The following is a 19,562-nucleotide window of genomic DNA, read 5'->3' on the forward strand; positions in this document are numbered from 1 at the left end:
CGCCCTACGGCCCCTGAGCCTCATCCGGCGGAGCTCCTCGAACAAAAGTTCACACGGGGCGCCGCACGCTCAAAAATAAGCATCTCCCATGCAAGTTTCCTGATTCCGAGGAGTCCCGCGCCATGCTGTCCGAGACGTCGACCGCTACCGTACGAGCCACCCTGCCCGCCGTCGGAGCGGCCATCGGCGACATCACGGAGCTCTTCTACACGAAGCTGTTCGAGGCCCATCCGGAGCTGATCCGGGACCTCTTCAACCGCGGCAACCAGAACGCCGGCCTCCAGAAGCAGGCCCTCGCGGGCTCGATCGCCGCCTTCGCGACCCACCTCGTCGCCCACCCGGACACCCGCCCCGACGTGATGCTGAACCGCATCGCCCACAAGCACGCCTCCCTCGGCGTCACCCGCGAGCAGTACCCGGTCGTGCACCACCACCTCTTCGCCGCCATCGCCGAAGTCCTCGGCGACGCCGTCACCCCCGAGGTCGCCGCCGCCTGGGACGAGGTCTACTGGCTGATGGCCAACGCCCTCGCCGCCCTGGAGGAGCGTCTCTACGCCGGGCACCGGATCGCCGCCGCAGACGTGTGGCGCGAGTGGACCGTCACCGCCCGGACGAAGGAGACCGCGGACTGCACCACCTTCCACCTCACCCCGGCGGACGGCGCCCCGGCGCCCGCCCACCGGCCCGGCCAGTACGTCTCGGTCCAGGTCGAACTCCCGGACGGCGCCCGCCAGATCCGCCAGTACAGCCTCTCCACCGCCCCCGGCTCCCCGGTCCGCGCGATCACCGTCAAGCGGGTCCACGGACCGGCGGCCGGCGGCCCCGACGGCGAGGTCTCGAACCACCTGCACGCCCGGGTCCGCGCCGGAGACACCCTGCGCGTCTCGGCACCGTACGGCGATCTGGTCCTGCGCGACGGCGACGCCCCGGTGCTGCTCGCCTCGGCCGGCATCGGCTGCACCCCGATGCTCTCGATGCTGGAGCACCTGGCCGCCACCGGGCACACCGCCCCGGTGACCGTCCTGCACGCCGACCGCTCCCCCGCGGACCACGCGCTGCGCGGCGACCACCGCGCGCTGACCCACAAGCTGCCGGCCGCCACGGCCCGCTTCTGGTACGAGGAGGCCGCGGAGCCCGGCGACGGCCTCGGCCGGATCGACCTCGCGGACGTTCCGGTCGCCGCCGGCACGCAGGCCTACCTGTGCGGACCGCTCCCCTTCATGCGCTCCGTGCGCGAGCAGCTGCTCGCCAAGGGCGTCCCGGCAGCGGACGTCCACTACGAGGTGTTCGGCCCGGACCTGTGGCTGGCCTCCGCGTAGCACCCGCGCCCCCGGGAGCCGATCCGGACGGTGTCCGGATCGGCTCGCTCGGCGTACGAAGGCACTAGCCGCGGAAGCGCTCCCTCCCTTACACCGGAGAGTGACGAAGCGGGTACGTACCGTACCCGCTCTCATCGCACGGAAGGAGGCGGCCATGGCCGCACCCATGTCCGCGGGCCGGTTCCTCGAAGCGCTGCGGGCCGAAGGGCTGACCGTCGTGGAGGTCGGCGCCTGGCGCACCCACAACCGCAACCACAGGGGCCCCTGGGGCCCCGTGCACGGGGTGATGATCCACCACACCGTCACGCGCGGCACCCCGTACACCGTCCAGCTGTGCCGCGACGGCTCCTCCGCCCTGCCCGGCCCCCTCTGCCACGGCGTGATCGCCAAGGACGGTCGCGTCCACCTGGTCGGCTACGGCCGCACCAACCACGCCGGCGCGGGCGACTCCGACGTCCTCGCGGCGGTGATCGCGGAGAAGCGCCTGCCGGCGGACGACCGGGCGGACACCGACGGCAACCGCCACTTCTACGGCTTCGAGTGCGAGAACCTCGGCAACGGCGAGGACCCCTGGCCGGCGGTCCAGCTCGACGCGATCGCCCGTGCGGCGGCCGCCGTCTGCCGGGTCCACCGCTGGACGGCCCGCTCGGTCATCGGCCACCGCGAATGGCAGCCCGGCAAGATCGACCCGAGGGGCTTCACGATGAACTCCCTGCGCGACCGCGTCGGCGAACGCCTCAAGTAGGGAGGGCGCCACCCGTCCGACCGCACACAATGGACGGGTGAACGACCCCGACCCGCTGCGCCCCCGCCCGCCGTCACCGCTGCGGGAGATCCACGACGACCGGTTCGCCGCCCGCGGCGTACGGCTGCTGCTCAAGCGGGACGACCTGGTCCACCCGGAGCTGCCCGGCAACAAGTGGCGCAAGCTCGCGCCCAACCTCCGCGCGGCGGTGGAGGCGGGGCGGCGCACCCTGGTGACCTTCGGCGGGGCCTACTCGAACCACCTGCGGGCCACGGCGGCGGCCGGGCGGCTGCTGGGCCTGGACACCGTGGGCATCGTGCGCGGGGACGAGCTCGCCGGACGCCCCCTCAACGACTCCCTGGCCCGGTGCGCGGCGGACGGGATGCGGCTGCACTTCGTCACCCGTTCCGAGTACCGCCGCAAGACCGAGCCCCGGACCCTCGCCCGCCTGCTGGAGGGGGCCGGGGCCACGGACGCCTACGTGATCCCCGAGGGCGGCAGCAACGCCCTCGCCCTGCGGGGCTGCGCGGAGCTCGGCCGCGAGCTGCGGGGGGCGGCGGACGTGGTGGCGGTGGCCTGCGGCACGGGCGGCACCCTGGCCGGCCTGGCCGCCGGCCTGGGCCCGGGGCAGCGGGCACTGGGCGTACCGGTCCTGGCGGGGGGCTTCCTGGCGGCGGAGATACGTTCCCTCCAGCACGCCGCGTTCGGTGGGCCGACGGGGGACTGGTCCCTGGCCGAGGGCCACGACCACGGGGGCTACGCCCGCGTCCCGCCGGAGCTGGCGGCGTTCGCGGCGGACTTCGAGTCCCGGCACGGGGTGCCGCTGGAGCGGATCTACGTGGCGAAGCTCCTGTACGCCGTGACGTCCCTGACAACCGCCGGCGCCTTCCCCCCGGGCACCACCCTGGCCCCCGTCATCACGGGCCGCCCCTGACCCCGCCCCGCGCCTCGAACGCCGGCCAGGCTGAAATCGCCGACCCGGACCCAGAAGTGCCCGAGCCCCGGCGCCGGTCACCCCGCCCCGCACGGCCCCCGCTCTCCCGCCCGGGATCCCGCCCGGCAGGGCACCGGCACCCGCCCGCCCCCCGTCAGGGGCCCGGCGCCGCCCCGCAGGACACCCGCGCCGCCCCGCAGGACACCCCCGCAGTCCTCGCCAGGACACCCCCGCAGTCCTCGCCCGGCCGCCCGCCAGGGCACCCGGCCAGGGTGCCCGTCACGTCGACTCCTCGCGGTACGCCGCCGCCTCCTCCAGATCCAGTCTGCGCAGCAGCCCCCGCAGCATCTCGTCATCGATCCGCCGCCCGTCCCGCAGCGCCACGAACACCTCCCGCTCCGCCGCGATCATCTCCCGGGCCAGCCGCCGATAGACATCGTCCGCGGATTCCCCCGTCTCCGGGTTGACCTCCCCCAGCCGCTCCCACACCGCGTTGCGCCGCCGCTCCAGCACGGTCCGCAACCGGTCGGCCAGCGGCGGCGGCAACGCGTTGGCCGGTTCCGCCAGCAGCTCCGCCAGGCGTTCCTCCGCCGCCCGCGAGGCCTCGCTCTGCGCCTGCGCCTCCGCCAGCGTCTCGGCCCGCACGTCCCTCGGCGGCAGGTTCAGCATCCTGATCAGCGGCGGCAGCGTCAGCCCCTGCACCACCAGGGTCCCGATGACGGTCGTGAAGGTCAGGAACAGGATCAGGTTCCGGTGCGGCACGTACATCGGCACGGAGAAGGCGATCGCCAGCGAGACCACGCCCCGCATCCCGGCCCACCCCACGATCACCGGCGCCTTCCAGTCCGTCCCGGGTTCCCGCTCCCGGATCCGCCGCGACATCCACCGCGGCACGAAGGTCGCCGGGAACACCCACACGAACCGCGACACCACCACCGCGAGGAACACCGCGAGCGCGTACCAGGCCGCGTCCGGGCCCCGGTACTCCCCCAGCCCCTGGAGGACCACCGGCAGCTGGAGTCCGATCAGGGCGAAGACCACCGACTCCAGGACGAAGGCGACCACCTTCCACACCGCCTCCTCCTGGAGCCGGGTGGCGAAGTCGACCTGCCAGTTGCGATGGCCGATGTACAGCGCCACCACGACCACCGCGAGCACCCCGGAGGCGTGCACCCGCTCGGCCGCCGCGTACGCCACGAACGGGATCAGCAGCGAGAGGGTGTTCTGCAGCAGCGGCTCCCGCAGCCGTTTGCGCAGCTGGTGGATCGGCACCATCAGCAGCAGGCCGACGCCGACCCCGCCCACCGAGGCCAGCAGGAACTCCGCGATGCCGCCCGCCCAGCCGGCGCTCACCCCTACCGCCGCCGCCAGGGCCACCTTGTACGCGGTGATGGCGGTGGCGTCGTTCACCAGGGACTCACCCTGGAGGATGGTCGTCATCCGGTTCGGCAGCCCCAGTTTGCGGGCGATCGCGGTGGCGGCCACCGCGTCCGGCGGCGCGACCACCGCGCCCAGCACCAGGGCCACCGGCAGCGTCAGCCCCGGCACCAGCAGGTACGCCGCGTACCCCACGACGAGCGTCGCGAAGAGCACGTACCCGACCGAGAGCAGCCCGATGGGCCGGATGTTCGCCCGCAGGTCCAGGTACGAGCTGTCCACCGCGGCCGTGTGCAGCAGCGGCGGCAGCAGCAGGGGCAGCACGATGTGCGGGTCGAGGACGTACGGGGGCACGCCCGGGACGTACGCGGCGATAAGCCCCGCGGCGACCAGCAGCAGGGGTGCGGGCACGGGCGTGCGGCGGGCCAGACCCGCCACCGCGGCGCTGCCCGCGACCAGCGCCACCAGCGGCAATACCTCCATCGAAGATCCATTCCCATGCGTCGTGGGCCCGCGTGCACCCGCGCCCTGGTCGTACGCTGGCCATCATGAGCGAGTGCACTCACGTTGCCGAACTGCCGCGCCCCGAGCCGGTCCCCACTGCCCTGACCTGTCCCGAATGTCTGGCGCTGGGCAGCCATCCCGTGCAGCTGCGGATGTGTCTGGAGTGCGGGGAGGTGGGTTGCTGCGACTCGTCCCCCCACCGGCACGCCTCGGCGCACCACCGGGAGACGGGGCATCCGGTGATGCGCAGCTTCGAACCGGGCGAGACCTGGCGGTGGTGCTTCGTCGACGGTTCGATCGTCTGAGGCGGGGTAGGTCAACCCTCCGCCGGTTCCCCTGATTTGAACCCCGCAGACCTCTAGCCACTGTGCGTACCCGTGGGCTTACCATCAGTCACGGCAGAGGTACGGCCGGGCCGGGTGCTCTGCATGGGCATCACGAGGGGTGCCGCGACACGATTGCCCGGATCGCGATAGCGTCACCGGCGAACAGAGCTCGTACCACCTTGGAGGTGAGGGTGTCCCAGATCGCAGGCGAGCCCGGGACCCAGGACTTCGTGGAAGTCCGGCTGCCCGCTGCGGGTGCCTACCTGTCGGTGCTGCGGACGGCCACGGCCGGCCTCGCGGCACGTTTGGACTTCACCCTCGACGAGATCGAGGACCTCCGCATCGCGGTGGACGAGGCCTGCGCGATCCTGCTCCAGCAGGCCGTGCCCGGCTCCGTCCTCAGCTGCGTCTTCCGCTTGGTCGACGATTCGCTTGAGGTCACCGTCTCGGCGCCGACCACGGACGGACGCGCGCCGGAGCGCGACACGTTCGCGTGGACGGTCCTGTCGGCCCTGGCCGGCAAGGTCGAGGCCACGGTCGAGGAGGACCGGACAGTGTGCATCAGCCTCTACAAACAGCGCGGCGCGGGGCCAGGCCCGGCGTGAGCGGCGGGGAGATCCCGGTGCGGGGCGGGGATCGGCCCCGGGTACGGCACGAGGTCGACGGCGGCATCCCGGAGCAGCAGCACGCCCGGCCGCACCCGGCTGACGCGGATGCGGAAGACGGCTTTTTGGACTCGGCGGAGCGACGGGCGGGCCCTATGAGCGAGAACCAGCACGACCAGGCACAGCCACCGGAGGCCGCTGGCACGGCTCCGGCGGTGCCGGCTGAACCTCCGGTGCCTCCGGTGCCCCTGGTACCGGCGTTCCCGGTGAGCCACGCCCTGCCCGATCCGCGCGACCGCAGCGGTGCGCGGGCGCTGTTCATCGAGTTGCGGGCGCTGCCCGACGGCTCGACGGAGCGGGCCGAGCTGCGCAACCGGCTGGTGCGGATGCACCTGCCCCTGGTGGAGCACCTGGCCAGGCGGTTCCGCAACCGCGGGGAGCCGCTCGACGACCTGACGCAGGTCGCGACGATCGGCCTGATCAAATCCGTGGACCGGTTCGATCCGGACCGCGGGGTCGAGTTCTCCACGTACGCCACGCCCACCGTGGTCGGCGAGATCAAGCGCCACTTCCGCGACAAGGGATGGGCGGTACGGGTTCCCCGGCGCCTCCAGGAGCTGCGGCTCTCGCTGACCACGGCCACGGCGGAGCTGTCCCAGCAGCACGGCCGCTCGCCCACGGTGCACGAGCTGGCGGAGCGGCTGGGGATCTCCGAGGAGGAGGTGCTGGAGGGGCTGGAATCGGCCAATGCCTACAGCACGCTCTCGCTGGACGTCCCGGACACCGACGACGAGTCGCCGGCGGTGGCGGACACCCTGGGCGCGGAGGACGAGGCCCTGGAGGGCGTCGAGTACCGCGAGTCCCTCAAGCCCCTGCTGGAGGGGCTGCCGCCGCGGGAGAAGCGGATCCTGCTGCTGCGGTTCTTCGGCAACATGACCCAGTCGCAGATCGCCCAGGAGGTCGGCATCTCCCAGATGCACGTCTCCCGCCTACTGGCCCGCACCCTGGCCCAGCTGCGGGAGAAGCTCCTCGTCGAGGAGTGACGTCGTCCCCCCGGACCGGGTCCGGGGGGCGTGACGACCGGGCCCCCAGGGCGGGCGGGGCTCCGGGCGGGCGGGCCCTCATGTCGGGGTGGGCCGGACCTCGGGCCATCGGCCGTCGGACAGGCGGGCCCCTCAAGAAGTGGGGCCGGCCCCGATCCCCAGGGCCTCCGTCGCCGTGGGGTTGACCAGGAGCGCCACGACGGCCACGGCCGCCGCGGCGAGCGCCGCGGCGGCGGCGATCATCGCGCCGCCGGTGCTGTACAGGGTCCAGGCCACGGGCAGGGCCATCAGCTGGGTGATCAGGGCCGGGCCGCGGCTCCAGCGGCGGCCCAGCCGCAGCCCCCGGGCCGCGAGCAGCGGCAGCGCGGCGAGCGCGAGCAGGGTGACCCCGCCGGTCTCGGCCTGTTGCGGGGAGTCGGGGTCGCCGGCGATGCCGACGTAGAGCATGTAGACGCCGAGGCCCGCGAGGGCCAGGCCCTCCAGTGCGGTGAGCGCGGCGGCGGCGGTCAGCCGACGGGGCAGCACGGTGGGCTCGGCGGCGGGGGCGGGGGCGTTCTGCGGCTGCTTCTTACTCACCCCAGCAGGGTAGCCGCGCGCCCGGCGGTCCCGGCAGGACGGGCCTCGGGGGCCGCAAGGGACGGGCAGTAGGGTCAGCTCGTGACGGGGTGGGTAGTCTGGCGCTCATGCGTGCACTTCTCGTGGCCAACCCAGCAGCGACGACCACCAGCGCGCGCACGCGTGACGTCCTGACCCACGCCCTCGCCAGCGAGATGAAGCTGGAGGCGGTGACGACCGAGTACCGGGGACACGCCCGGGACCTGGGACGCAGGGCCGCGCACGAGGGGCTCGACCTCGTGGTGGCGCTGGGGGGCGACGGCACGGTCAACGAGGTGGTCAACGGACTGCTGCACGACGGGCCCGATCCGGACCGGCTGCCGAAGCTGGCGGTGGTGCCCGGTGGATCCACCAATGTCTTCGCCCGCGCCCTCGGGCTGCCGAACGACGCGGTCGAGGCGACCGGCGCACTGCTGGACGCGCTGCGGGAGCGGCGCGAGCGTACGGTCGGCCTGGGCCTGGCGGCCGGTACTCCGGGTACGGAGGACGAGTCGGTTCCGGCGCGCTGGTTCACCTTCTGCGCCGGATTCGGTTTCGACGCGGGTGTGGTGGGCCGGGTGGAGCAGCAGCGGGAGCGCGGCAAGCGTTCCACGCACGCCCTGTACGTACGACAGCTCCTGCGGCAGTTCCTGGAGGAACCGAACCGCCGGCAGGGAACGGTCACCCTGGAGCGCCCCGGAGCGGATCCGGTGAGGGACCTGGTGCTGTCGATAGTCTGCAACACCTCGCCGTGGACGTATCTGGGCAATCGTCCGCTTTACGCCTCTCCCGAGGCGTCGTTCGATACCGCACTTGACGTACTCGCCCTGGACCGTTTGTCAACTCCGGCGGTCGCCCGGTACGCGACGCAGCTCCTGACCTCCACTCCTGAGCGGGGTCCTCATGGCAAGCACGCGGTGTCTCTGCACGATCTGACCGACTTCACCTTGCATTCCAAGGCTCCCCTCCCGTTCCAGATGGACGGCGATCACCTCGGACTGCGGACCAGCGTTCGGTTCACAGGCGTTCGCCGTGCACTGCGTGTGATTGTGTGAGTGGAAGAGCCCAAAGTCCTTTCACTCGAACGTTTACACGCCGGTCCACCCCTAGGAAGTAGGGCTGTGACCTAGTAGACACCGACGAATCAAAAAAAACTTTCCGGAAGGGGTTGTATCCCCGTCCGAGGTTTGCGAATCTCTACATGGCGATCGGGACAGCCCGCACAACCCGGCACCCACACAGATCGCCAGAACCCCTCCACGAAGCACTGACCTCCCGGGCAACTGGGCGATCGCCCTTCCCTCGCGAAGGGATTCGTGAAAGCGTTCACATTCACAAGCAACCTGCCCGCAATACAAGGAGATGGAGCAGCCATGGACTGGCGTCACAACGCCGTTTGCCGCGAAGAAGACCCCGAGCTCTTCTTCCCCATCGGCAACACCGGTCCTGCGCTGCTGCAGATCGAGGAAGCCAAGGCCGTCTGCCGCCGTTGCCCCGTCATGGAGCAGTGCCTGCAGTGGGCGCTCGAGTCCGGTCAGGACTCCGGTGTCTGGGGCGGCCTCAGCGAGGACGAGCGCCGCGCGATGAAGCGCCGTGCCGCTCGCAACCGGGCGCGCAACGCCAGCGCCTGACAACGACTTTCGAGCCTCGACGCGCAGCGCGTAGTACCCGCATGAGCGCTTAGCAACGTGCTCTTGAGCCCCGGACCGGGACGCATCCCCAGCAATCGCTGGTGGTGGCCCCGGTCCGGGGCTCAGTGCTGTGCCGGGTCCGTTCGGTCACGTACGGTGACGTCCGTGCGTGGAGCGGGGTCACTTCTGGGGGCTGGACGGTATGTCGAGGACGACCTTCGTGCCGCGCGGCTGCGCCGGGAGCATGTCGAAGGTGCCGCCGAGCTCACCCTCCACGAGGGTCCGTACGATCTGCAGCCCGAGGTTGCCGGCGCGCTGCGGGTCGAATCCCTCGGGCAGACCGCAGCCGTCGTCGAGCACGGTGATCAGCAGTCGCCCGTCCTTGCGGCCGATGCCGGTCCGGGCCGCGGCGACCTCGACGGTGCCCCGCTCCCCCTGTGTGAAGGCGTGCTCCAGGGCGTTCTGCAGGATCTCGGTGAGCACCATCGAGAGCGGCGTGGCGACCTCGGCGTCCAGGATTCCGAACCGGCCGGTGCGCCGGCAGTCGACCTTGCCCGGGGAGATCTCCGAGACCATCGCGATCACGCGGTCGGCGATCTCGTCGAACTCGACGCGCTCGTCCAGGTTCTGAGACAGCGTCTCGTGCACGATCGCGATCGAACCGACTCGGCGCACGGCCTCGTTCAACGCCTCGCGTCCGGTCTCCGAATCCATCCGGCGGGCCTGCAACCGCAGGAGCGCGGCCACCGTCTGCAGGTTGTTCTTCACCCGGTGGTGGATCTCCCGGATGGTCGCGTCCTTGGTGATCAATTCACGTTCGCGACGTCGCAGTTCGGTGACGTCGCGGCAGAGCACGAGGGAACCGATCCGGATCCCCTTCGGCTTGAGCGGGATGGCGCGCAGCTGGATGACACCACCGTTGCCCTCGACCTCGGTCTCCCTGGGGGCCCAGCCGCTGGCCAGCTTCACCAGCGCCTCGTCCACCGGGCCCCGGGACGGGGCGAGTTCGGTGGTGGTGTCGCCCAGGTGCTGGCCGACCAGGTCGGAGGCGAGGCCCAGACGGTGGTAGGCCGACAGGGCGTTCGGGGAGGCGTACGTGACCACCCCGTCGGCGTCGAGGCGTATCAGGCCGTCCCCGACGCGCGGGGAGGCGTCCATGTCGACCTGCTGGCCGGGGAACGGGAAGGAGCCGGCGGCGATCATCTGGGCGAGGTCGGAGGCGGACTGGAGGTAGGTCAGCTCCAGTCGGCTCGGTGTACGCACAGTGAGCAGGTTGGTGTTGCGCGCGATCACGCCGAGGACCCGGCCCTCGCGGCGCACCGGGATGGACTCGACGCGGACCGGCACCTCCTCGCGCCATTCCGGGTCGCCCTCGCGCACGATGCGGCCCTCGTCGAGCGCGGCGTCGAGCAGCGGTCGGCGGCCGCGCGGCACCAAGTGACCCACCATGTCGTCCTGGTACGAGGTGGGACCGGTGTTCGGGCGCATCTGCGCGACCGACACGTAGCGGTTGCCGTCGAGGGTGGGGACCCACAGTACGAGGTCGGCGAAGGACAGGTCGGAGAGCAGCTGCCACTCCGAGACCAGCAGGTGGAGCCACTCCAGCTCGGTTTCGCTGAGAGCGGTGTGCTGGCGGACGAGGTCGTTCATGGAGGGCACGTGGCGAGCGTACCCCGGGTACGGCACATGACTTTCCCCACGAGGACTACTCAGGAGTATCCAGGAGGGGCCGGGGCCGCGTACTGTTGGAGGAAGTGACGGTATTCCAGGTGCCGTCATTGGATAGACAGAAGAGAATGGTCTAGTCCACAATTGTAAAGCTTCCGCCCTCCCCGCACAGGAGGACGGATCGAGGTAACCGCGCGCTCTGCCCTGACCGCGCAGGCACCTCCCCCCGGCCGGAGGGAACCGCACACCCGCCGGCCGTAAGTACTCCGGGCTACGGTGCCGGACGGGCTGAGGGTCCCGTCCTGGCACCGTGGCCCAGAGGAAAGCATCGATCGGGGCGGGAAAAGCCCCCGCGGGACTCAGGCCGGCCAGGCCGCCAGGGCCCGCCGCGCCACCGCCTCCAGCTCCTGCCGGCTCGCCCCGTCGCGCGCCTGCTGGGACATCCCCTGGAGCACCGCCCCCGCGTACCGGGCCAGCGCCCGCGCGTCGGCGTCCTGCGGCAGCGCGCCGGCGGCCACATCGGCCCGGATGCGGCTCTCGAACATCTCCAGGTTGGCGTTGCGCAGGCCCCGCAGGGCCTGCGCCACCTCGTCGGAGGTGGTGTTGATCGCGGCGCTGATCACCATGCAGCCCCGCGGGTGGGCCGGGTCCGTGTAGATCTCGGCGGCCTCGCGCAGGACGCGCTCCACCGCCTCGCGGGCGGTGGGCTCCTCGGCGAGCGCCGCGCGCGCGAAGTCCGCGTACCGGCTCCCGTACACCACCACGACCTCGTCGAAGAGCGTGCGCTTGTCGCCGAAGGCGGCGTAGAGGCTGGGCGCGCCGATGCCGAGGACGCGGGTGAGGTCGGCGATCGAGGTCGCCTCGTAACCGCGCTCCCAGAAAGTGAGCATCGCCTTGTCCAGCGCCGCGTCACGGTCGAAGGAGCGGGGCCTGCCGCGCTGTCCGGTCACCATGCGTCGATTCTATAGCGCCCGCTAGGGAATCTGGTACGTTCCTTTCTGTAGCGACCACTAGAGATAATGGAAGGGGGCGCGCCATGGGCGTGCTCAAGGGGAAGACGGCTCTGGTCACGGGCGGCAGCCGGGGCATCGGACGGGCGGTGGCGCAGCGGCTGGCGCGGGACGGGGCGCTGGTAGCGGTGCACTACGGGCACAACGCGGCGGCGGCGCGGGAGACCGTGGACGCGATCGTGGCAGCCGGGGGCCGGGCCTTCGCCATCGGGGCGGAGCTCGGGGTCCCGGGCGACGCGCAGGCCCTGTGGGCGGCCTACGCGGCGCACCCGGAGCACACGGAGCACGTCGACGTCCTGGTCAACAACGCCGGGGCGGCCACCTTCGCCGGTATCGCGGAGACCGACGAGGAGGCGTACGACCGGATCCACGCGCTGAACGCCAAGGCCCCCTTCTTCGTGATCCAGCAGGGGCTGGACCGACTGCGCGACGGCGGGCGGATCGTGAACGTGACCGGCACGCCGCACATCGCGCTGCCGGCGATCCTGGCCACGGTCATGGCGAAGGGTGCGGTGAACACCCTGACCAGGTCGCTGTCGGCCGCGCTCGCCCCGCGCGGGATCACGGTGAACTCGGTGGGTCCCGGGATCACCGAGACCGACCTGAACGCGGCCTGGCTGGCGGATCCCGCGGCCCGGGCCCACGCGGGCTCACGCTCCGTCTTCGGCCGGACCGGCACGGTGGAGGAGGTCGCGGACGTGGTGGCCTTCCTGGCCTCGCCGGACTCCCGCTGGGTCACGGGGCAGCACCTGGACGCGACGGGCGGCCTGCAGCTCGCGCTGCTGTGAGCGGAGGCCTCCCGGCCCACGGTCCGGGAGGCCGCGGCCGCCGATCCGGACCACGATGGAAGTGGGCGCGGAGCCGGGCGCGACAGGCCCCGTTCTGCTAGATTGGTCTATACCACAAGACGCGCACACCTCTTTCAGATCGGCAGGCCCCGCGTGGAAGTTGTCATCGTCCCGGACGCCAAGGCAGGCGGCGAGCTCATCGCGGAGGCCATGGCCGCCCTGGTCCGCCGCAAGCCCGACGCCCTGCTGGGCGTGGCGACCGGCTCGACCCCGCTGCCCGTCTACGAGGCCCTCGCGGCCAAGGTCGCCGCCGGCGAGGTGGACGCCTCCCGGGCCCGTATATGCCAGCTCGACGAGTACGTCGGCCTCCCGGTCGGGCACCCCGAGTCCTACCGCGCCGTGGTGCTGCGCGAGGTCGTGGAGCCGCTGGGACTGTCCGAGGCCTCCTTCATGGGCCCGGACGGATCGGCCGCCGACATCGTGGGCGCCTGCGAGGCCTACGACCGGGCGCTCGCCGAGGCCGGCGGCGTCGACCTCCAGCTACTGGGCATCGGCACGGACGGCCACATCGGCTTCAACGAGCCCTGCTCCTCACTGGCCTCCCGCACCCGGATCAAGACGCTGACGAACCAGACGCGCCTCGACAACGCGCGCTTCTTCGACGACGACATCGAGCAGGTGCCGCACCACGTCATCACCCAGGGCATCGGGACCATCCTGGACGCCCGCCACCTGGTGCTCCTGGCCACCGGCGAGGGCAAGGCCGAGGCCGTCGCGCAGACCGTCGAGGGCCCGCTGTCCGCGCTGGTCCCGGCCTCGGCGCTGCAGCTGCACCCGCACGCGACCGTCGTCGTGGACGAGGCCGCCGCCTCGAAGCTGAAGCTGGCGGACTACTTCCGGCACACGTACGCCGACAAGCCGTCCTGGCAGGGTCTCTAGCCCTACCGGTACGCAGAAGGGCCGGCCCCCCGGGGTCCGGCCCTTCTGCGTACGTGGTGGGGAGCGCCGCTGCGCGGGGTGCGGGGCGGTGCCCCCGGCAGCGGCGCCGCGGGGGCGCTAAGCCCCCGCGATGACCTCGGCGGCGGCGCGACCGCTGACGCGCGAGGCGCCGTGCGTGGCGATGTGCAGGGCGCCGCGCGGCTCGGCGCGCGGCAGGCCCATCTCGACCACGACCGTGTCCGGCCGGGCCGCGACCAGGGCGTCGAGCGCCTCGGTCATCCACGGGTGGCGGTGCGCGTCACGGACCACGGCGACGACCGTGCGGTCGCCCGCCGCCGCCAGGATCTCCCCGGCCACGGCGCCCTGGGGGTACGTGCCCGAGGCCGTCCCCGGTACCAGCGCGGCGAGTTGGGCGGCCACCCCCCACGGGGTCTCGTCGCCCACCGCGATGTTCGCGACCGGGGTCAGCGTGGCCACGTACGGCGGCGCGGCGAGCGGGGTCGGGACGCCGGTGACGGTCACCGCGCGGCGGGCGGCGGTCAGGCCGATCCCGGACGCGCCGCTCCCCTCCTGCCGCGCGTCCGGGCGGACCAGCCGGGTCCACGCGGCCAAGGACCGCACCCGGGCGGCCGCTTCGGCGAGGCGCTCCTCGGGCAGCGTGCCCTCGCGGACCGCCGCGACCAGCGCGTCGCGCAGCCGCAGTACGGTCGCCTCGTCGGCGAGCCCACCGCCGACGCAGATGGCGTCGGCGCCGGCCGCGATGGCCAGGACCGAACCGCGCTCGATGCCGTACGTCCCGGCGATGGCGTTCATCTCCATGCCGTCGGTGACGATCAGGCCCTCGTAGCCGAGTTCCTTGCGCAGCAGGCCGGTGAGGATCTGCGGGCTGAGCGTGGCGGGCCGGGTGGGGTCGAGGGAGGGCACCAGGATGTGCGCGCTCATCACGGCCTTGGTGCCGGCCGCGATGGCCGCCTTGAAGGGGACGAGCTCGCGGGCCTGGAGGGTGTCGAGGTCCACGTCGATGCGGGGCAGCGCGTGGTGGGAGTCGACATTGGTGTCGCCGTGGCCCGGGAAGTGCTTGGTGCACGCGGCGACGCCGGCGGCTTGGAGGCCCTCGACGTACGCGGCGGTGTGCCGGGCGGTCAGGTGGGTGTCGGCGCCGAAGGACCGGACACCGATGACGGGGTTGTCCGGGTTGGAGTTGACGTCCGCGGACGGGGCCCAGTTGAGGTTGACCCCGCACGCGGCGAGGCGGCGGCCGAGCTCGCGGGCGACGTCCCGGGTCAGGCCGGTGTCGTCCACGGCGCCGAGGGCCAGGTTGCCGGGGAAGGACGAGCCGCCCCGGACCTCCAGGCGGGTCACGTCGCCGCCCTCCTCGTCGATGGCGACCAGAACGTCGTCGCGCTCGGCGCGCAGCTGCGCGGTGAGCACGGCGAGCTGCTCGGGCGAGGCGATGTTGCGGCCGAACAGGCCGACGGCGGTGAGGCCCTCGCCGACCTGGCGCAGCAGCCAGGCAGGGGCGGTGGTGCCTTCGAAGCCGGGCTGGAGGACCGCGAGGGCGTCCCGGGTGACGGCGTCGTTCGCGGCCGTGCGGTGCGCAAGGACAGTCATGGTGCCGTTATCCCTTCACGGCGCCGGCGGTCATGCCGCCGACGGCCTTGCGCTGGAGGAAGATGAAGATCAGCAGGACCGGGACCGCGAAGAGCGAGGACGCGGCCATGGTGGCGCCCCAGTCGTTGCCGAAGGCCGACATGAACTCGGTCAGCCACAGGGGCAGGGTCTGCGCGGACTTGTCCTTGTTCAGGATCAGGACCATCGCGAACTCGTTCCAGGCGGTGATGAAGCCGAAGAGCGAGGTGGACATCAGACCGGGGGCCAGCAGCGGGAAGATCACCTTGCGGAAGGCCTGGCCGCGGGTGCAGCCGTCGATCTGGGCGGCCTCCTCCAGCGTCACCGGGACGGCGGCGATGAAGCCGCGCAGGGTCCAGATGGTGAAGGGGAGGATCATCACGAAGTAGATCGCGGTGAGCAGCGGGAGGCTGTTCAGCATCTCGCTGTCACGGGCGATCATGTACATCGCGATGACCATGACCTCCCAGGGCGCCATCTGCGCCATCATCACGGTGAGGACGAGGCCCTTGCGGCCCTTGAACCTCATCCGGGCGATGGCGAAGCTCGCGGCGAGGGCGACGAGCAGGGACAGCGTGACGGCGCCGACGGTGACCAGGACGCTGTTGGTGACGTACGTCCAGAAGTTGGGGACTCCGGTGGCCTTGGTGAAGTTCTCCAGCGTCGGGGTGAAGACGAAGACCGGGTCCTTGGTCAGCATCTGGCTCGACGGTTTGAGGGCCGAGGAGAACATCCAGTACACGGGGAAGACGAAGACCAGGGCGAGGAGGAGCGCGCCGAGGTTCTTGGCCACTGCTGCGGGGCGGACCGGCTTGCGCGTGCGGAGCTGCTGCGCGGGCTTCGGCGCGGTGGTGGGGGTGCTGCTCACTGCTCCTCCTCCTGCTTCAGGATCAGGCGGAAGTAGAAGGACATGACGACCACGAGGATCAGGATCGTCAGGACGGAGATCGCGGCGGCGAGGCCGTAGTGCGCCTGGCTCTGGCCCTCGACGTAGGCGAAGACCGGGAGGATCTCGGAGGCGCGGTCGGGGCCGCCCTTGTTCATGGCGTAGACCTGGGTGAAGGCCTTGAAGACCCAGATCACCTCAAGGAACGTGGTGACGAGGAAGAACGGCTTGAGGTTGGGGAAGACGATCTTCCAGAAGGTCTGCCAGCCGTTGGCGCCGTCCATCCGGGCGGCCTCGTACAGCTCGGCGCCGACCGTGGTCAGTCCGGCGTACATGTTGAGCGCGACGAAGGGGATGGAGCCCCAGACCACGAGGATCGTCACGATCGTCAGCGTGGACAGGCCCGTCTGCATCCAGTTGTGCTGCTCGTAGCCGGCGAAGCCGGCGCTGCGCATGACCCAGTTCATGACGCCGAACTGCTCGTCGAAGAGCCACCGGAAGACCTGCACGGAGGCGACGATCGGCATGGCCCAGGCCATCACCAGCGCCATCGACAGGACCAGGCGCATCTTCTTGCCGAGCCGGTTCAGCAGGATGCCGATCAGGGAGCCGATCAGCATGATCAGCGCGACGTTGGCCGCGGTGAAGACGAAGCTGCGGACGACCACGGTCCAGAAGTCCGCGTCGCCGATCAGCTCGACGTAGTTGGAGAAGCCGGTGAAGGGGTACTTCCGCTGGATGAACTCGACCTTGTTGATGTCCTGGAAGGACAGGATCACGTTCTTGATCAGCGGGTACAGCAGCAGTGTCGCGAGGGCGAGCACCGCGGGCCCGACCAGCAGGTAGGGCAGCCACCCCGACGGGAGTGACTTTCCGCCCCCGCGAGGAGACTGGGGACCGGGACCGGTCGGGGACGCGGTCTCCTCGGGCCGTCCGGCGGACTTCTGTGGTGCGTCCTGTGGAGCGTCGGTCATCGCTCCCTGGGAGTGCACGGTCATGGCGTGGCTTCCTCGCGGTTGACTGTGGAGTCAAAGACGCGACCGGGGGCACGGCAGGCGGCTGGCGCCTGCCGTGCCCCCGGTGCGATCACACTGCTGGGTGGTGCGGAACTGCGGTGTGGGACTACTTGTTGATGCGGTTCGCGATTTCCTTGTCCGCGTCCGCGCCCGCCTTGGCGGGGTCCTCACCGTTCAGGACCTTGGTCATGAACTCCTTGATGGGGTTCGGCTCGGTCTCGACGTTCGCCCAGCCCGCGGTGACCGGAGTGATCTTGCCGTTGATGCCGGCCTTGCCCATGGCCTCGGCGAAGGAACCGGCGGCCGGGGTGAAGTTCGCGCCGGCCTGGTTGGGCAGCAGCGCACCCTTGGTCTCGGCGGCGTACTTGGTCATCTGGTCCTTGCCTGCGGCGAGGGCCAGCCACTCCTTGGCGAGATCCTTGTTCTTGGAGCGCTCGGCGACCGCGAGGTTCGAGCCGCCGAGGAAGACGGTGCCGGTCTTCGCGGCGGTCTTGCCCGGGATCGGGAAGTAGCCGAAGTCGGCTTCCTTGCCCGCCGCCTTCAGGGCCTTCTCCGCGCCGCCGGCCTCCCAGCCGAGACCGATCCAGGAGGCGACGCCGCCCTTGGGGACGATGTCGGTGGACTGCTGCGGGTTGGCCTCGTCCTTGTCCTTGGGGGCGGTGGAGAAGGACTGGATCTTCTTGTAGAACTCGATCGCGGAAGCGGCCTGCGGGGTGCCCAGCCCGCCCTTCCACTTGCCGCCGTCCTTGACGGCGAGCTCGCCGCCCTCGTCCCAGACGAGACCGGCGAGGACGTACCAGCTCTGGCCGGGCAGGTAGATCGGCTGCGACGCCGGGTCGGCCGCCTTCAGCTTCTCCAGACCGGCGACCCACTCGTCGCGGGTCGTCGGCGGGGTGACGCCGGCCTTCGCGAAGGCCTTCTTGTCGTAGATGACGACGCGGCTGGCGGCGTACCACGGCGCGGAGTAGAGCTTGCCGTCGACCTCGGCCGAGGCGAGCATGCTCTTCTGCCAGGCGTCGGCCCCGAGCTCGGCCTTGTCGCCGCTCAGGTCCGCGAGGCCGCCGGTGACCGCGTAGCCGGCGGTCTGGGTGTTACCGAGCTCGATGACGTCCGGAGGGGTGTTCTCGGAGAGGGCCGTGGTGACCTTCTCCTGGATGCCGGTCCACTTCTGCTCCTCGACCTTGACCGTGACACCGGGGTGCTTGGCCGAGAACTCCTTGTTGACCTCGTCGATCCAGGCCTTCGGCGCGGAGCCGTCCATCACCCAGACGGTGATCTCCTTGGGGCCCGCGTCGGCCTTGGCCTTGTCGTCGCCGCCGTTGCCGCACGCCGCGACTCCGGCCATCATGCCCGCGACACTGACCGCCACGATGAGCTTGCGCTTCACGCCACCCTCCTCAGGGATGCCTGCCTGCACTTCCCTTGCCCGCCGCGGTGACATACGCGAAGTACTGCCGTGGGGCCGGGATCTGATCCATATTGGTTTAGACCAGTAGCTGGAGCTTGGCCTAGACCTTTAGGGGTGTCAAGGGTCTAATGAGCGGGTGCTCGGTCCGTTATCGGACCGACACCTGGGGAGAGATAAGGCCTGTCCCCCCGCACGTGTCACGATGTGACCGCACATATCGGAGGAGCCGGTGACGGCAGCGAAACTGGAGTCGGGAAGGCGGGCGGCGATGGCCACCGAAGGGGCGATCACGGAGCCGGAGGGCGGGGCAGCCACTCGCACGGCGCGCGTTCCCAAGTACTACCGACTCAAGCGGCACTTGCTCGACATGACCGAAACCCTGCCGCCCGGCACCCCCGTGCCGCCGGAGCGCACGCTCGCGGCCGAATTCGACACCTCCCGGACCACCGTCCGGCAGGCGCTCCAGGAACTCGTCGTCGAGGGCCGGCTGGAACGCATCCAGGGCAAGGGCACCTTCGTCGCCAAGCCCAAGGTCTCGCAGGCGCTGCAACTGACCTCGTACACCGAGGACATGCGGGCCCAGGGGCTGGAACCCACCTCCCAGCTCCTGGACATCGGCTACGTGACGGCCGACGACACCCTCGCCGGACTGCTCAAGATCACCACCGGTGGCCGGGTCCTGCGCATCGAACGGCTCCGGCTGGCCAGCGGGGAGCCGATGGCCATCGAGACCACGCACCTCTCGGCCAAGCGCTTCCCCGCCCTGCGCCGCTCGCTCGTCAAGTACTCCTCCCTGTACACCGCTCTCGCCGAGGTGTACGACGTCCATCTCGCCGAGGCCGAGGAGACGATCGAGACCTCCCTGGCCACCCCGCGCGAGGCCGGGCTGCTCGGCACCGACGTCGGCCTGCCGATGCTGATGCTCTCGCGGCACTCGCTGGACGCCGCCGGGGAACCGGTGGAGTGGGTGCGGTCGGTGTACCGCGGGGACCGCTACAAGTTCGTCGCCCGGCTCAAGCGCCCCGCCGTCTGACCGCCCCGTCCGACCGCCCCGCCGGCGCCCCGTTTGACGGACCGGTTTGCGGACAGGGGCTTACGTTCACCGGCTCCTCTCCCGTAGATTCCCTGCGCTCACGCAGA

The 19,562-nt window shown here is 71.3% G+C and carries 19 protein-coding genes; 11 read left to right on the forward strand and 8 right to left on the reverse strand.

Annotated elements, in window-relative coordinates:
• The first annotated feature begins 122 nt into the window (after positions 1-122).
• From ACWFQ8_RS02055 to ACWFQ8_RS02065, 3 genes are all read left to right on the forward strand, one after another.
• On the forward strand, positions 123-1,319 hold the full coding sequence (locus ACWFQ8_RS02055) for a globin domain-containing protein (RefSeq protein WP_453784248.1): 1,197 nt from the start codon (positions 123-125) through the stop codon (positions 1,317-1,319).
• Between the two features lie 154 nt (positions 1,320-1,473).
• Entirely contained in the window at positions 1,474-2,064 is a 591-nt protein-coding gene (locus ACWFQ8_RS02060) for an N-acetylmuramoyl-L-alanine amidase (RefSeq protein WP_453784249.1), read from the forward strand.
• A 37-nt stretch (positions 2,065-2,101) separates the two neighbouring features.
• The gene (locus tag ACWFQ8_RS02065) at positions 2,102-2,998 is read left to right on the forward strand and encodes a 1-aminocyclopropane-1-carboxylate deaminase/D-cysteine desulfhydrase (RefSeq protein ID WP_453784250.1); all 897 of its coding nucleotides are present in this window, start codon (positions 2,102-2,104) and stop codon (positions 2,996-2,998) included.
• Positions 2,999-3,277: 279 nt separating this feature from the next.
• Here ACWFQ8_RS02065 and ACWFQ8_RS02070 read toward each other — a convergent pair whose 3' ends face one another.
• Positions 3,278-4,858, reverse strand: a complete 1,581-nt coding sequence (locus ACWFQ8_RS02070) for a Na+/H+ antiporter (protein WP_453784251.1) — start codon at positions 4,856-4,858, stop codon at positions 3,278-3,280.
• 65 nt (positions 4,859-4,923) lie between these two features.
• Between ACWFQ8_RS02070 and ACWFQ8_RS02075 the strand changes: the two genes are divergently transcribed.
• The 3 genes from ACWFQ8_RS02075 (at position 4,924) to ACWFQ8_RS02085 (ending at position 6,853) form a co-directional block, all read left to right on the forward strand.
• Entirely contained in the window at positions 4,924-5,184 is a 261-nt protein-coding gene (locus tag ACWFQ8_RS02075; protein WP_453784252.1) for a UBP-type zinc finger domain-containing protein, read from the forward strand.
• A gap of 212 nt (positions 5,185-5,396) precedes the next feature.
• Positions 5,397-5,810: an ATP-binding protein gene (locus tag ACWFQ8_RS02080; protein ID WP_384535975.1), complete on the forward strand. Its 414-nt coding sequence runs from the start codon at positions 5,397-5,399 to the stop codon at positions 5,808-5,810.
• Between the two features lie 17 nt (positions 5,811-5,827).
• Complete coding sequence (locus tag ACWFQ8_RS02085) at positions 5,828-6,853, forward strand: RNA polymerase sigma factor SigF (RefSeq protein ID WP_453784253.1); 1,026 nt, start codon at positions 5,828-5,830, stop codon at positions 6,851-6,853.
• 132 nt (positions 6,854-6,985) lie between these two features.
• Here ACWFQ8_RS02085 and ACWFQ8_RS02090 read toward each other — a convergent pair whose 3' ends face one another.
• Positions 6,986-7,429: a hypothetical protein gene (locus ACWFQ8_RS02090; RefSeq protein WP_453784254.1), complete on the reverse strand. Its 444-nt coding sequence runs from the start codon at positions 7,427-7,429 to the stop codon at positions 6,986-6,988.
• A 107-nt stretch (positions 7,430-7,536) separates the two neighbouring features.
• On the opposite strand from ACWFQ8_RS02090, the gene ACWFQ8_RS02095 reads away from it, so the two are divergent.
• The gene (locus tag ACWFQ8_RS02095) at positions 7,537-8,502 is read left to right on the forward strand and encodes a diacylglycerol/lipid kinase family protein (protein WP_453784255.1); all 966 of its coding nucleotides are present in this window, start codon (positions 7,537-7,539) and stop codon (positions 8,500-8,502) included.
• 318 nt (positions 8,503-8,820) lie between these two features.
• A complete protein-coding gene (locus ACWFQ8_RS02100) occupies positions 8,821-9,078 on the forward strand; it encodes a WhiB family transcriptional regulator (RefSeq protein ID WP_003953983.1) in 258 nt (85 codons plus the stop codon).
• A gap of 180 nt (positions 9,079-9,258) precedes the next feature.
• Here the strand turns inward: ACWFQ8_RS02100 and ACWFQ8_RS02105 are convergent, their stop codons facing one another.
• Together ACWFQ8_RS02105 and ACWFQ8_RS02110 are read right to left on the reverse strand one after the other, a co-directional pair.
• Complete coding sequence (locus tag ACWFQ8_RS02105) at positions 9,259-10,728, reverse strand: sensor histidine kinase (protein ID WP_453784293.1); 1,470 nt, start codon at positions 10,726-10,728, stop codon at positions 9,259-9,261.
• A gap of 377 nt (positions 10,729-11,105) precedes the next feature.
• Positions 11,106-11,699, reverse strand: coding sequence for a TetR/AcrR family transcriptional regulator (locus ACWFQ8_RS02110; RefSeq protein WP_453784256.1), 594 nt, complete (start codon positions 11,697-11,699; stop codon positions 11,106-11,108).
• Between the two features lie 83 nt (positions 11,700-11,782).
• Between ACWFQ8_RS02110 and ACWFQ8_RS02115 the strand changes: the two genes are divergently transcribed.
• On the forward strand, positions 11,783-12,544 hold the full coding sequence (locus ACWFQ8_RS02115) for an SDR family oxidoreductase (protein ID WP_453784257.1): 762 nt from the start codon (positions 11,783-11,785) through the stop codon (positions 12,542-12,544).
• A gap of 153 nt (positions 12,545-12,697) precedes the next feature.
• Positions 12,698-13,483, forward strand: a complete 786-nt coding sequence (nagB, locus tag ACWFQ8_RS02120; protein WP_453784258.1) for a glucosamine-6-phosphate deaminase — start codon at positions 12,698-12,700, stop codon at positions 13,481-13,483.
• A 117-nt stretch (positions 13,484-13,600) separates the two neighbouring features.
• Here the strand turns inward: nagB and ACWFQ8_RS02125 are convergent, their stop codons facing one another.
• The 4 genes from ACWFQ8_RS02125 to ACWFQ8_RS02140 all read right to left on the reverse strand — a co-directional run bounded on the left by ACWFQ8_RS02125 (position 13,601) and on the right by ACWFQ8_RS02140 (position 18,401).
• On the reverse strand, positions 13,601-15,094 hold the full coding sequence (locus ACWFQ8_RS02125; protein WP_453784259.1) for a glycoside hydrolase family 3 protein: 1,494 nt from the start codon (positions 15,092-15,094) through the stop codon (positions 13,601-13,603).
• Positions 15,095-15,101: 7 nt separating this feature from the next.
• Positions 15,102-15,980 carry a carbohydrate ABC transporter permease gene (locus ACWFQ8_RS02130; protein ID WP_453784260.1) on the reverse strand — a complete coding sequence of 293 codons (879 nt, stop codon included), beginning with the start codon at positions 15,978-15,980 and terminating at the stop codon, positions 15,102-15,104.
• Positions 15,977-16,996: a carbohydrate ABC transporter permease gene (locus ACWFQ8_RS02135; protein ID WP_453784261.1), complete on the reverse strand. Its 1,020-nt coding sequence runs from the start codon at positions 16,994-16,996 to the stop codon at positions 15,977-15,979. Before ACWFQ8_RS02135 ends, ACWFQ8_RS02130 begins: the two co-directional genes overlap by 4 nt.
• Positions 16,997-17,120: 124 nt before the next feature.
• Positions 17,121-18,401, reverse strand: coding sequence for an extracellular solute-binding protein (locus tag ACWFQ8_RS02140; protein ID WP_453784262.1), 1,281 nt, complete (start codon positions 18,399-18,401; stop codon positions 17,121-17,123).
• A 289-nt stretch (positions 18,402-18,690) separates the two neighbouring features.
• On the opposite strand from ACWFQ8_RS02140, the gene ACWFQ8_RS02145 reads away from it, so the two are divergent.
• Positions 18,691-19,455 carry a GntR family transcriptional regulator gene (locus tag ACWFQ8_RS02145; RefSeq protein ID WP_453784294.1) on the forward strand — a complete coding sequence of 255 codons (765 nt, stop codon included), beginning with the start codon at positions 18,691-18,693 and terminating at the stop codon, positions 19,453-19,455.
• Positions 19,456-19,562: the final 107 nt, after the last annotated feature.

It is taken from the genome of Streptomyces sp. NPDC055254 (assembly GCF_053606025.1).

What these genes read in the sequence shown, in the direction of transcription:
- ACWFQ8_RS02055 (WP_453784248.1), top strand. Translation starts at nt 123, where the DNA reads ATGCTGTCCGAGACGTCGACCGCTACCGTACGAGCCACCCTGCCCGCC.
- ACWFQ8_RS02060 (WP_453784249.1), top strand. Translation starts at nt 1,474, where the DNA reads ATGGCCGCACCCATGTCCGCGGGCCGGTTCCTCGAAGCGCTGCGGGCC.
- ACWFQ8_RS02070 (WP_453784251.1), bottom strand. Translation starts at nt 4,858, where the DNA reads ATGGAGGTATTGCCGCTGGTGGCGCTGGTCGCGGGCAGCGCCGCGGTG.
- ACWFQ8_RS02075 (WP_453784252.1), top strand. Translation starts at nt 4,924, where the DNA reads ATGAGCGAGTGCACTCACGTTGCCGAACTGCCGCGCCCCGAGCCGGTC.
- ACWFQ8_RS02095 (WP_453784255.1), top strand. Translation starts at nt 7,537, where the DNA reads ATGCGTGCACTTCTCGTGGCCAACCCAGCAGCGACGACCACCAGCGCG.
- ACWFQ8_RS02100 (WP_003953983.1), top strand. Translation starts at nt 8,821, where the DNA reads ATGGACTGGCGTCACAACGCCGTTTGCCGCGAAGAAGACCCCGAGCTC.
- ACWFQ8_RS02105 (WP_453784293.1), bottom strand. Translation starts at nt 10,728, where the DNA reads ATGAACGACCTCGTCCGCCAGCACACCGCTCTCAGCGAAACCGAGCTG.
- ACWFQ8_RS02110 (WP_453784256.1), bottom strand. Translation starts at nt 11,699, where the DNA reads ATGGTGACCGGACAGCGCGGCAGGCCCCGCTCCTTCGACCGTGACGCG.
- ACWFQ8_RS02115 (WP_453784257.1), top strand. Translation starts at nt 11,783, where the DNA reads ATGGGCGTGCTCAAGGGGAAGACGGCTCTGGTCACGGGCGGCAGCCGG.
- ACWFQ8_RS02125 (WP_453784259.1), bottom strand. Translation starts at nt 15,094, where the DNA reads ATGACTGTCCTTGCGCACCGCACGGCCGCGAACGACGCCGTCACCCGG.
- ACWFQ8_RS02135 (WP_453784261.1), bottom strand. Translation starts at nt 16,996, where the DNA reads ATGACCGTGCACTCCCAGGGAGCGATGACCGACGCTCCACAGGACGCA.
- ACWFQ8_RS02145 (WP_453784294.1), top strand. Translation starts at nt 18,691, where the DNA reads ATGGCCACCGAAGGGGCGATCACGGAGCCGGAGGGCGGGGCAGCCACT.